Origin of the sequence: Brevibacterium sp. H602, from assembly GCF_051172395.1 — a bacterium.
Lineage (GTDB): Bacteria > Actinomycetota > Actinomycetes > Actinomycetales > Brevibacteriaceae > Brevibacterium.
The window spans coordinates 1-12,388 of the sequence record NZ_JBPIZD010000012.1 but is presented as its reverse complement, the minus strand read 5'-3'; the positions used below and the strand labels follow the sequence as shown (position 1 = coordinate 12,388).

Below are 12,388 nucleotides of genomic sequence, written 5' to 3'. Positions count from 1 at the left end.
GCGCCGTGATGCGACGCGCAGCGCAGAGGCGCCGTGCTGCGCCGCGCAGCGCAGAGCCTCGGCGCCTACGCCATTTCGAGGGCGGCTTCGGGCTTCGTGGTCCGTGCCCGGACGATGGCCAGCAACGACATCACGATGCCGATGACCGCCCAGGCCAGCAGTCCGCCGTACGCGGCAGCCTGCCCGCTGGTGCCCGCGGCGATCGCAGCGAAGCCGTTCATCGACGGAGTCAGCGGCAGGATCGGCGCCACGAAGTCAAAGAACTGCGGCACCGCCCCGATCGTCCGGCCCGCCACGGCCAGCACCACGGCGATGACCGACAGGAACCGGCCCACTCCCCCGAACCACGCCACGAGCGCGAAGTTCAAGATCATGAACACGATCGCTGTGACGAACGTGAGCACCGCGATGTCGAAGCCCTGGATCGCGTCGATGTCCATCACGGTGACCGCGAGGACCGAGAGCACCAGCGCCTGCAGCACCCCGACGACGAGGCCGGGCAGCAGTCCGCGCGCCCACACGGCGAACGAGGACTTCGTCGAGAGCAGAGCCCATGCCGGGATCGGCTTGAGCACCGTGTAGGTGACTAGTCCGCCGATCCACAGGGCGAGCATGATGAGCAGCGCGATCGTCGATCCCGCCAGCACATCCGTGACGCTGTCCGTGTCCGGCGATTCGATATTCGCCGAGGCGACCTTGGCCAAGCGGTCACGTTCCGGAGCCGTGTAGGACGGCACTTCGTCCGCACCGTCCTTGACGCCGTCGGAGAACTTGCTCACGCCCTTCGCGTACTTGCCCGTACCCTCATCGAGCTTGTCGAGGCCGGCCGCGAGTTCGGAGGTGCCGGTCGCGGCCTCGGTGACGCCGTCGGTGTACTTGCCGACGCCGGTGCTGTATTCGCTCAGCCCATCGCTGAGCTGACCGGCACCGTCGGAGAGCTCCGAGGAACCGTCGGCGACCTTGCCGATGCCCTTGGACAGGGCCGGCATTCCGTCGGCGAGCTGCTGGTTGCCGTCGGCGACCCCGGCGGCACCGTCGCGCAGTCCCTTCGAGGCCTCGAGCAGCTTCGGAGCGTTCTTCGAGATGTCCTCCATGCCCTTCGTCAGATCACCGAGGCCGTCCTCGAGCCCCTTGACGAACTTGGTCACGCCGTCGGAGAGTTCCGACGCACCCTTGGCGAGGTCATCGGATCCGCCGAGGAGGGACGAGCCGTTCTGCTCCTGCTCGAGCCCGTCGACGGCCTGGTTCAGACCACCCGACGTGCCGTTGAGCAGCCCCTGAGCATAGGCCTGTTCGATGCCCTGGCAGACCTGATCGGGAGTTCCGGTCGGGCACATCTCGGCCCGTGCCTTCTCCGCCTCAGCCTTGGTCATGATGCCGGCAGCCACGAGTCCGTCGAGGTCAGGCTTCGTCCCGGCCAGCTGATCGGCTTTGTCGGCACCCTCCTTCAGCCCGTCTCGGTACTGGTGCAGTCCGTCGGAGAGGCCTGAGGCACCTTTGGACACACCGTCGGCGCCCTTCTCGAGTTCCTTGCCGCCCTTCGTGATGTCACCGAGGCCGCCTTCTCCCGAGTCTCCGGACCCGGCGAAGCCTTTGATGATCTCGTCGATGGACTTCGTGTACTCGTCGACGCCGTCGGAGAGCTCACCGGAGCCGTCGGCCAGCTTCTGCGTGCTCTCGGGCAGCTTCGAGGTCTTCTTGTCGAGTTTGCTGAGGCCCCCGGACATCTCCGAGGCACCCTTTGACAGTTCGCCGGCGCCCTTCGACAGCTCCGTGGCTCCGGACTTGAGCTCGCCGCCGTTGTCACTGAGCTGCTTCATGCCCTTGGAGAGTTCGCCGGCACCTTCGGCCGACTGTCCGGTGCCTTCCTTGAGGCCCTCGGCACCCTTGTCGAGTTCCCCGGCGGCGTCGCCGAGGTCCTTCATCTGGTCGCCCATCTTATTGAAGCCCACGTAGATGTTGTCGAGGTAGTTCTCGGTCATCTGCGTGTTGAAGGTCGTCCGCGCTACCTCGGCGACCGATCGGGAGATCTGCGTATCGAGCGCGGGAGCGGTCCCGGAGACGTCGACGTCGAGCTGCGTCTGCGTCGCCGACTTTGCATCATCGACCGAGGTCACGGCGCGGGAGAAGCCTTCGGGGATCGTCAGCTTCGCGGCGTAGGTACCGTCGGACAGCCCGTTCTGCGCATCCTCTTCGTCGGTGATGACCCAGTGGATGTTGTTCTCGTCCTCGCCCACCAGACCGCTGGTCAGCTGACGGCCGATCGGCACGGTCTTGCCGTCGACCTTCGCCCCGTCGTCGTTGTTGACGATGGCCGCTTCGATGGTCTCGAGACGATCGCCGCTCTTCCACGTGGCGAGGATGAATCCGGCCGCCACGATGATCGGGATGAGGACCAGGCCGAGGAGGGAGAGCCAGTTCACCGGCTTCTTCGAGTTCGCACGTTCGAGTCTCACGACTGCACACCTTCCATGTTGGTGCTGTCGACGGCGTGGGTGTGTTCGCCGCCTGATTCGCTGTCGGTTCCGCCCCGCTCATCGGGTCGAGCCTCGTCGAGGTCGAGGTGGAAGTAGTTCGTTTCGGGATCGAAGATCCCTGTCACGTCCCCGTCGGGCAGGCCGAGGATGACGGTGGTGCCGTCGGCGACGAGCTGCGGCAGCAGATCGCGCAGGTCCCGTGCCGGTCCGGCCGATTCCCGTGCCCCGGCTGCGAGCTTCTCCGCCCCGTCGATGACGAGCAGATCCGGCGCCGAGGCGGCCATCCGAGAGATGTCGCGCGGACTGATCATCCGGTCGGCTTCACCCCGGTTGAGGTCGAGGTAGGGAACCTGTCGACGGACCCGTCCGGCGTGTTCGGGCAGGACGTTCTGGCCGATCTTCATCTCCCCGGCCGTGAGTCCGACGCGGCCGGACACGGCGAGCAGGAGGGCTCGGCGGGAATCGCCGCTGACGACGAGGATCTGGCCGGGCAGCAGGGAGATGTCGACGCGGGCGAAGCCTCGGTCCCCGGAGTACACGCCGATTCCGCGTCCGTAGACCCGGTAGTCCGAGTTCGGCTCCGGCCAGTCGCGCAGGGCCACTTCGTGGGCGAGGCCCTCTCCTTCGACGTCGAGGCGCGGCAGGATCCGATCGAGCCACTTCGGCAGCCACCAGGCCTTGTCGCCGAGCAGCTGCATGATCGCCGGCACCAGCGACATGCGCACGAGGAAGGCGTCGACGAAGATGCCGGCGGCCAAGGCGAGCGCGATCGACTTGATGATCGGCTCGCCGGCGGGCACGAAGGCCGCGAAGACCGAGAACATGATGATCGCTGCGGCCGAGACGACGCGTGCGGAGGAGGCGAATCCGGCTCTGATGGCGTCCTTGGCCGAGGAGCCGTGGACATAGGCTTCGCGCATGCCGGAGACGAGGAACACCTCGTAGTCCATGGCCAGGCCGAAGAGGATGCCCATGACGATGATCGGCAGGAAGCTGATGACCGGGCCCGTCCCGTCGATGCCCAAGGGGCCGGCGAAGAGTCCGTCGTGGAAGACGAGGACGACCGTGCCGAACGAGGCGAAGACGGAGAGGAGGAACCCGCCGGTGGCCTTGATCGGCACCGCCACGGAGCGGAAGACCATCATGAGCAGGATGATGGAGAGTCCGACGACGAAGATGCCGAAGGGCACCAGAGCCTTGCCGAGCTGATCCGAGACGTCGATCTGGATCGCGGTGGCACCGGTGACGGCGGTGGCGAAGTCGAAGTCGTCCTCGATCTCCGTGCTCAGGTCCCGCAGCCGATCCACAGTGTCGAGGGTCGCCGGGTCGTCGGAGGCGGTCGTCGGAATGATCTGGAAGAGCCCGACGGTCGCGTCCCGGTTCGGGGTGGCCATGATGACCTGTTCGACACCGTCGACCTTCTCGATGCGCTTCTCGATCTCCTCGACGTCTCCGAGCGGATCATCGCTGGTCACGATCTGGCTGGCCATGACCAAGGGTCCGTTGTAACCGGGTCCGAAGTGCTCATCGATGAGGTCGTAGGTCGCCCGTGCCGGGGTGCCCTGTTCCTGATCTCCTGCGGTGGGCAGGGACAGCTGGAGCTGGGTGGCGGGGATCGCGAAGAGCGCGAGGCCACCGACGATGACGACGATCGTCAGCAGCGGGATCTTCGTGACGACCTTGAGCCACCCGGCGAAGAACTTGTTCATGATCGTCGGCGGGTACGGGTCGCCGCCCTCGGCGCGCGCCTCGTCGGCGATCCTCTCCCGCAGTGCCGGGTCGGTCGCCTCGGCGGGGGTTCCCGTGGAACCGTCGCCCACCTCGGTGCCGGTCGGTGATCCCTTCGCCGAGGTGGTCGTGCCCGTCGTCGCCCGCCGAGCGGCCGCGGCGTAGGCCTTCCGGTAGCGCTTCGTCGGCTTCGGGGTGATCTTGGACTTCACGAGTCCCAACAGGGCGGGAACCATCGTCAGGGAGATCATCACGGCCACGGCGACGGAGCCGGAGGCGCCGACGCCCATGATCGTGAGGAAGGGGATGCCAGCCAGGGACAGGCCGAGGAGTGCGATCATCACGGTCATGCCCGCGAAGACGACGGCGGACCCGGCCGTCGCGACGGCGCGTCCGGCCGCCTCGACGGGGTCGTGGCCTTCGGCGAGGAGGTCGCGGGCGCGGGAGACGATGAAGAGTGCGTAGTCGATGCCCACGGCCAGGCCGAGCATGAGCGCGAGCATGATCGATGAGGAGTTGATCGTCGCGAATGCGGTGCCGCCGACGATGAGCAGCACGGAGATGCCGACGCCGATGAGCGCGGTGATCAGCGGCATTCCCGCGGCGCGGAAGGAACCGAGGGTGAGCAGGAGGACGATGAAGGCGATGACGACGCCGATGCCTTCGACCCAGGAGATCTCGACACCGGTGATCTGGAAGAGCTCACCGCCGCCTTCGACCTGCGCTCCCGGCAGGGCATCGCGCAGCGGGTCGAGCGCCTCGATGAGGTTGTCGCCGGCGTCCTCCCCGACGTCCTGCTGAGTGCCGTCGTATTGGACGGAGATCATGGCCGCCGTCTCGTCTTTGCTGGTGGCGCCCTCGACGAGGTCGGAATACGGGGAGGTCACCGTGTCAACATGCGGGAGGTCCTCGATGCGGTCGATCTCGTTTTCGATCGCATCCTTGTACTTCGCATCTTCGACCGAATCGCCGTCGTCGGCGACGACGATCACCGAGGCGGAGACGCCGGCGGCTTCGGGGAACGTCGACTTCATCGAGTCCAGAGCCGTCTGCGCCTCCGAACCCGGGAGTGTGAAGTCATTGTCGAAGTCCTTGGAGAAGGCGGCGACTCCGGCTCCGACGAGGACGAAGATCAGCAGCCACGCGGCGATGAAGCGCCACGGGGTCCGATACGCACGACGGCCCAGGGCGTAGAGGAAAGTTGACACGAAAACCTCGATACAAAAGTGTATTGGATACAGTATTGTATTGTTGTGCAAGACCCACCCTCCATGCAAATGGATCCCAGGTTGAGCGAGGATTCCCATGAGATGCTCAGGCGCCTCGCTCTCCGCCCCGCCGTCACAGTCGGCTCCGATGCCGGCGCAGACGACTGCACCACCTTGGCCATCGCCGACCCCACCGCAACGAAATGACGATGAACACAGACGAACTCAGCCCACGCAGACGCCAGACCCGATCCACCCTCGTTCAGGCCGGCACCTCGGTCTTCGCCGTCCGCGGCATCGACGGTGCCTCGATCGAGGAGATCTGCGAGGCTGGAGGCCTGACCCGCGGGGCGTTCTATTCGAACTTCTCCAGCCGTGACGATCTGGTGCTCGCGATCATCGAGATGCGCATCTCGGAGAACCTCGATCGCCTCGACGCCACGATCCAGCGGTGGTCCGAGCAGCTCATAGCCACTGCCGAGACACCGGAGATCAAAGCGCTGATGACGCAGTTCATCGACGATGTCTTCAATGAGAAGAAACAGACCGTGGCCGAGACGATCACGGAACAGGAGATCGAGCTCTACTGCCTGCGGGTTCCACATCTCCACGCCCGCTATGTCGAACTCAACGCCACTCAGCTCGACCGGCTGGCCGCACTCGTGACCACGGCCCTCGACGTCGCCGGCGCCACGACGAAGCAGCCGATCGGCGACTTCCTCACGGTCATGATCTCCGTATTCAACCGGATCGCCCTGACTGCGGCGGCCGGGAAGAAGATGGACGAGCACGTCGACATCGATCCGAGCCTCATCGTCGAGGTCCTCATGCATCTCATCGACTTCTGCCCCGACGACGAGAGCTGAACGCACTCGACGAACCGGCTCGAGGCACTAAGGTGGTGCCCGTGAACGAACTCCAGCGCGAATTCTCTGCTTTCATCAACAACATGGACGTCCGCCTCGGCGCGTTCGTCCTCGCCGACCTCCCCGAAACCTTCGAGAAGGAGGACGGGGAGACCGTGAAGTTCCCGAAGGACTTCGGACCGAAATCACTGCCGATGCTCGAACTCTTCGTGCTCTCGAAGTTCCCGAACACCGAAGAGATCCTCAAGCCGGAGAACCGCCGCTTCTTCGAAGGACTCATCCGCTACCTCGGCGAAACCTATCTGCGTGTGATCGGCGGCGTCTGGGACCACGACGAGTCGACAGGCAACGGGATGCCATTCATCCGCCCCGACAATGCCGACGGCCCGGCCGCCGGTGAGCCGATCCCGCTGGTGGGAATCGTGCTGGCCGCCGTCGACCAGCGCAGCGCCGAGGTATTCACCGCAGTGCTCGACAAGGCCAGGGAGCTCCTCGGCGGGGACGGCCAACCGCGCCGCAAGTGCACGGGACTCTCCCTCGGCGTGCTCAATGCCGAGAACTCGAGCGAGGAGGAGGTCGAATTCCTCACCCGCTTCATCGGCACCGTCGAACCGGGCATCGCCGCCTGGACTCAGGAGCAGGCCGATCCGAGTTCGTGGGGCTTCGACCGGGAGAGCCTCGCCCGTCTGGGCAAGCAGGTCGCGGTCCGCTACGACGGCCCCGATGACATGATCGCCGAGGACGAGACCCCCTTCACCGCCGGCGCCATGCGCTTCATCGGTGAGACGGTGCGCCGCATCGCCTTCGGCCAGTGGCGCTACGGCGCAGAACTCGAAGCCGATGATCCGCGCAGCAAGCAGCCGTTCATCCGCTTCGTCATCGGCGATCAGAATCTCGACCTCGTGCCGTGGCGGCTCATCCAGGCAGCACTGGAGAACGACGATGCGATCGCGTCTGCCCTCGACGCGGTCATCGAGATGCGCGAGCAGGAAGCCGCCGAGGCGGATGGAGCAGACGAGGACTGAGCGACCGCCGCCGGTTCAGAGTTGGAAGCGGCGGTTTCCGTGCAGACCGTCGGCCGGTGACCCGGGTGCGAGGTCGATCTGTCTGCGCGCGGGATCGATGCGCACGCTGACCAGGGTCGCCGAACGATCCCCGTAGGCGGCGCCGGGCTCCGGAGTGCAGCACACAGGCGCGTCTCCCGGTCCCGTCGTCAGCAGCTTCGTGAGATCTCCGACCGTGACGGGCCTGCCGCCACGCGCCAGCGCACGTTCGGCGTCGAAGCGCACGACCGCCTCGGCGAGGTGACGGTACCGTTCCTGCGAGGTCGAATCGGGGCGCAGCTCGAGCGCACCGTCGAGCAGATCCGGGTGCAGGAAATGGTTCGTGTGGATGAGGAACCCGGACTCCCCCGTCTCTCCGTCGGCCCCACTGCTCGCCCGCGCCCGTCGCTCGCGCTTGAGTGCACCGGCGATCTCGACCTGGACGGCCGCCTCGGCGGTGATGACCGTGATGATCGATGATGATGACGTCAAGGCGGAGTCGATGATCTCGAGCGCCTCGGCGAGGGTGCCCGCTTCGGCCAGGACACGGGCGAGGATCATGTGGATGGGCACTCCCCCGGCCGCGTCGCCGGTGTGCTTGAGGATGTTGAGCAGGACGCCGACACCGGCCTCGTTGAGACCGATCTTGCCGAGCATTCCGAACTCGGCGATGCCCACATGCCGGTGCTGCCCGGGCACGGCACCGACATCATTGAAGTGCCACAGAGTGGAGAAGTCCGCCGCCCAATCCCAGTTCTGCGCGGCCACGGAGGCGCCCGGGCTGGTGTGGCTCACGGTCGAGCATTCGGTCGGCGCGGCCGGTGCCTGGGTCATGATCTCGGTCCGGGCTACGATCTCCATGAGCTCCGTGACGTCGATGCCCGCTCCGGCGGCGACGGCTTCGACCTCCTCTGCGCCGGTCGGCCACCATTCCTGCAACCGCCGCCAACTCGACGTGGCGGCCGAGTGCACGGCCGCCTCGGTGATGGACAGATGCGAGAAGTAGCGCCGATACGCGTTCACAGTGGAGGCGATACCTGTGCGCAGCTCATCACCTCGGCGGTGGCCACGTTCGATGTGGTCGCTCGCATGGACGGCGAAGGTCACGGGCCGCACCTCGGCGGCGGGAACGAATTCGGTGCTCATGCTGATTCCTCCTTGCTGTCCCTCTTCTAATGGCTTCTTATGACCGGGCCCGGCTCAGTCCTTGCCGACGAGAGAGCCGACGCCGATGTCGATACCGAGATAATGCATGTGCGCGGCGGTTTCGGCAAGGGCGGCGAAGAGGTTGAAGTTGTGCAGGCTCTCAAAACCACGGGACCAGTGCAGACCCGCCGCGATCGAGTAGACGCTGTGGTCGTCGGTGGCCTCCATGCGGGCGCGGATCTCGCCGAGGCGCTCGTGATGGTGTTCGACGAGTTCGACCTTGCGATCGTGGAGTCCGCGGAAGCGGAAGCCATGGGCCGGCAGCACCGCCACGTCCTCGTCGAGCTCGCCGATCTTCTCCAGTGAGCGCAGGTAGTCGCCGAGGCTGTGCGTGATCGCGCCGGAATCGAGGCCGATGTTCGGGGTGATCGTCGGCAGCACATGGTCGCCGGAGAAGAACAGTTTGTCCTCGTCGCGGACGAACGCGGAGTGTCCGTAGGTGTGTCCCGGCGTCCACATGGCCGTCACTCGACCTTCGTCGAGCGGGATTTCTGTGCCGTCATCGAGGACGTGGATGTTCTCGGGCAGCTGGCTCATCGCCTGCCTGTACAGGCTCATCGAGTCGCTCTTCGAGCCGCCCTTGCTCGATCCGACCTGGAGGCTTTCGACTTCGGCCCAGCGATCCTCGGGGACACCATAGGCGCGTGCGATATTGAGGTTGGGGTCGATTCCGGTGCCGAGGTCGACGGCATTGGTGTAGAAGCGTTTGATCGCGCGCAGGTCCTCGCCGTGCATGGCGACCCAGGCGTCGGGATTCTTCGCGAGGAGTGCGGGCACGAGCCCGATGTGGTCGCGGTGGTAGTGGGTGATCGCGATTCCGTGGATGTCGGCGACCGTGAAGCCGAGGTCGTCAAGCGCCGAGGTGAGCGCCAGGTACTGATCCTTGCCGTCCCAGCCCGGGTCGATGAGGACGACGCCGGAGCCGTCGGCGAGAGCATAGCAGTAGGTGTAGACGAGAGGGTTGTTCGGGATCGGGACCGGGAGGGCCCAGACACCTTCGGCGACCTGTTCGACCGGTGGCAGGACTCGGTCCTTCCATGCCGCCGACTGTCGGGAACTGAGCGTTTCGATCGCCATACTGCTCTCACACCTCTCGTGGGGCCACATTGTCCGTTGACTGCAATCTACTCTGTTTCCCGTCGGTGCTGACGGTTCGTTCGATAACTGGTCATCGTGATGCCCGCCGGGACTACCGATATCGTTGCTGATGATGACGGTTTTCATCGGAAAGGTCACGATTTCACACTGATACCCGTCCCGATCCTCGGCGATGGTTTCGTTTTCAGTACCTTGGGCGTTAAGATCATGACGCACATCACTTCCGGGCCGGTCATCGACGGCGACGTCGACGGCCCGGTTGGCAGCAAGACTCGTTGGGGAGGATTGATATGGCTGCCTCTGGCTCACTGAAGCGCAACCTCGGGCTGTGGTCCATCGTCGGACTCGGACTCGGCTATATGACGCCGACGGTCGTCTTCGACACATTCGGAATCGTCTCCGAACAGACGAACGGAGCAGTTCCGGCGGCGTACCTCGTGGCTCTCATCGTCATGATCTTCACGGCCTTCAGCTACGGCAAGATGGTCAGGGTCTTCCCGACCGCGGGGTCGGCCTACACCTATACGCGGGAGACGATGTCACCGGGGCTCGGCTTCCTCGTCGGGTGGACCTCCCTCCTGGACTATCTGCTGCTGCCGATGGTCAACTGCCTCATCATTCGGCTCTACATGGAGTCGATGGTCCCCGATGCGCCCCCGTGGGTGTGGGTCATCGTCTATACGATCGTCATGACCGGCATCGTCCTGTCCTCGATGCGGGGGACGGCGAACATCAACGGCGTCCTCCTCGTCTTCGCGGTTGTGCTCGTCGCCACGTTCTGCGTGCTCGCCGTCATGCAGCTCAACGCCGGCGAAGGGGCCGGAGTCGTCTTCAGCCCGGAGCCGTTCATCCACGAGGGCGTCCACCTCGGCGCGGTCCTCACCGGTGCGACTGTCGTGTGCTTCTCGTTCATCGGCTTCGATGCCGTGACGATGTACACGAACGAGGCCAAGCACGTCAGCCTCATGCCGAAGGCGATCATGCTCACCGTTCTCGCCGGCGGTCTCATCTTCCTCGTCGCCGGCTACTTCGCGCAGCTGCTCTTCCCCGACAATTCGCAGTTCACCATCGTCGACGATCCGCTGCCGGAGATCGGCATTATCACCGGCGGCCACCTGTTCCAGCTATTCTTCGTGGCTGCGGCATTCGCCGCGACCGCCGCCTCGGGGCTGGCCTCGCATGCGTCGGTGTCACGGATGATGCTCGTGATGGGCCGCAACGGGGTGCTGCCGCGCAGGGCCTTCGGATACATCAACCCGAAGACGCACACTCCGGTGTTCAACATCGTGCTCGTCGGTGCGGTGTGCCTGCTGGCGATGTCGTTCAGTCTCGAGCTCATCTCGGCGCTCATCAACTTCGGTGCGCTCATCGCCTTCACCTTCGTCAACCTCACGGTCATTGCGCACTACGCCTTCCGGACCAAGCAGGTCAAGGACTTCAAGTCGGCGTTCAGCTACGTCGTGATGCCGGCCGTCGGCGCGATCCTCACAGGAGTCCTGTGGGTGAGCCTGCATGGGACCGCGCTCATCGGCGGCCTCGTGTGGCTGGCGATCGGCATCATCTACCTGGCCGTGCTGACCCGCGGATTCAAGCGCTCGGTACGCAGCTTCGACGACCCCGAAGCCGATGCCGAGATGTCCGAACCCGAGGCGCCTGCGGCCGGGGACGGCGCTGGGACGCCCGGGGCTGGCGAGGCTCCCGAGGCGGGAGCGCCGGTCCGGGACTGAGCGGTCGGCACCTGAGTGCACTATCGGCCTAACGGTGCCTATGAGCGGCTTCGAAATTCATACGCGGTGATCTTGATCAGTGCGCATGAATTTCGAACCCGCGAGTTACGACACTTAGCGCTGGGCGTGCCGTTCAAGCGCTGCATCGCTGAAATCCCGTCGTTCAAGGCGAAGCGCGGTTATCGGTAGGTCTGCCTAGCGAAAAGCGCGATCAGCCTTGAACGAGTGGAAGTGGAGTCTCTGTCGCGGGGCTGGCCCCATGGGAGAATCAGTTCCATGGTGTCCTCGGTCCGCGCAGTCCACTTCAGCCCTACGCATGATTTCAGCAAAGAGCCGATGCCCTTGATCACGCTCATCGAGGGCATCGGCGTCGCCGGTGACGCTCATTCAGGCACGACCGTTCAGCATCGCAGCAGAGTGGCCAGGGACCCGAGCACACCGAACCTCCGACAGGTCCACCTCATCCATGGCGAACTCTTCGACCACCTTAGCGACGAGGGGTTCACGGTGGAGCCGGGCAGCCTCGGGGAGAACATCACCACGGGCGGAATCGATCTGCTCGAACTGCCGGTCGGCACTCGACTGAGAATCGGTGAGGCGACGGTGGTCGTCACCGGCCTGCGCAACCCGTGCCGTCAGATCGATGACCTGCAGCCTGGCCTGATGAAGCGCCTCGTGTTCAAGGACGACGATGGCCATGTTCGCCGGCTTGCCGGAATCATGGGCATCGTCGCCCGAGGCGGAGTCGTTCGTCCGGGCGACCAGATCATCGTCGACCTTCCACCGCCGCCGCACTACCCGCTCACCACCGTCTGACGAACTCGCGGAAGGCGCTGGGGCACCCGGTGCTTCCGGCGGGCCCGAGTAGGGAGCACCCGTGCGGGATTGAGACTACGCGACTGGGTCGGTGGCAGCGGCAGCGCTCGGACCGTCGTTCAAGGCGAAGCGCGGTTATCGGTAGGTCTACCTAGCGACAAGCGCGCTCAGCCTTGAACGAGCGGAAGCAGAGGCTTTGCCGCGAGTGCTGACCCTTCT

General features: G+C 65.2%; 9 protein-coding genes. 5 read left to right on the top strand and 4 right to left on the bottom strand.

Features of this window, described 5'->3' with window-relative positions; translation table 11 throughout:
* Positions 1–65 precede the first annotated feature (65 nt).
* Both ACSBQT_RS10445 and ACSBQT_RS10440 read right to left on the bottom strand, forming a co-directional pair.
* Entirely contained in the window at positions 66–2,456 is a 2,391-nt protein-coding gene (locus ACSBQT_RS10445) for a YhgE/Pip family protein (RefSeq protein WP_410708879.1), read from the bottom strand.
* The gene (locus tag ACSBQT_RS10440; protein ID WP_435001694.1) at positions 2,453–5,413 is read right to left on the bottom strand and encodes an MMPL family transporter; all 2,961 of its coding nucleotides are present in this window, start codon (positions 5,411–5,413) and stop codon (positions 2,453–2,455) included. The genes ACSBQT_RS10445 and ACSBQT_RS10440 overlap by 4 nt, the downstream gene beginning before the upstream one ends.
* Before the next feature lie 81 nt (positions 5,414–5,494).
* On the opposite strand from ACSBQT_RS10440, the gene ACSBQT_RS10435 reads away from it, so the two are divergent.
* From ACSBQT_RS10435 to ACSBQT_RS10425, 3 genes are read left to right on the top strand one after another with little or no spacing between them, the layout of a single operon-like run.
* Positions 5,495–5,620: a hypothetical protein gene (locus ACSBQT_RS10435; protein WP_269320691.1), complete on the top strand. Its 126-nt coding sequence runs from the start codon at positions 5,495–5,497 to the stop codon at positions 5,618–5,620.
* Positions 5,621–5,622: 2 nt separating this feature from the next.
* Positions 5,623–6,279 (top strand): TetR/AcrR family transcriptional regulator, encoded by a 657-nt coding sequence (locus tag ACSBQT_RS10430; protein WP_025780169.1) that lies wholly within the window; start codon positions 5,623–5,625, stop codon positions 6,277–6,279.
* Positions 6,280–6,320: 41 nt separating this feature from the next.
* The gene (locus ACSBQT_RS10425; protein WP_435001693.1) at positions 6,321–7,304 is read left to right on the top strand and encodes a hypothetical protein; all 984 of its coding nucleotides are present in this window, start codon (positions 6,321–6,323) and stop codon (positions 7,302–7,304) included.
* Positions 7,305–7,319: 15 nt separating this feature from the next.
* On the opposite strand, the gene ACSBQT_RS10420 is transcribed toward ACSBQT_RS10425, so the two are convergent.
* Both ACSBQT_RS10420 and ACSBQT_RS10415 read right to left on the bottom strand, forming a co-directional pair.
* A complete protein-coding gene (locus tag ACSBQT_RS10420) occupies positions 7,320–8,468 on the bottom strand; it encodes a C45 family autoproteolytic acyltransferase/hydolase (RefSeq protein ID WP_410708883.1) in 1,149 nt (382 codons plus the stop codon).
* 54 nt (positions 8,469–8,522) lie between these two features.
* On the bottom strand, positions 8,523–9,605 hold the full coding sequence (locus ACSBQT_RS10415; RefSeq protein WP_410708884.1) for an MBL fold metallo-hydrolase: 1,083 nt from the start codon (positions 9,603–9,605) through the stop codon (positions 8,523–8,525).
* 311 nt (positions 9,606–9,916) lie between these two features.
* On the opposite strand from ACSBQT_RS10415, the gene ACSBQT_RS10410 reads away from it, so the two are divergent.
* Together ACSBQT_RS10410 and ACSBQT_RS10405 are read left to right on the top strand one after the other, a co-directional pair.
* Complete coding sequence (locus tag ACSBQT_RS10410; protein WP_410708885.1) at positions 9,917–11,353, top strand: APC family permease; 1,437 nt, start codon at positions 9,917–9,919, stop codon at positions 11,351–11,353.
* Positions 11,354–11,629: 276 nt separating this feature from the next.
* The gene (locus ACSBQT_RS10405; RefSeq protein ID WP_410708886.1) at positions 11,630–12,169 is read left to right on the top strand and encodes an MOSC domain-containing protein; all 540 of its coding nucleotides are present in this window, start codon (positions 11,630–11,632) and stop codon (positions 12,167–12,169) included.
* Positions 12,170–12,388: the final 219 nt, after the last annotated feature.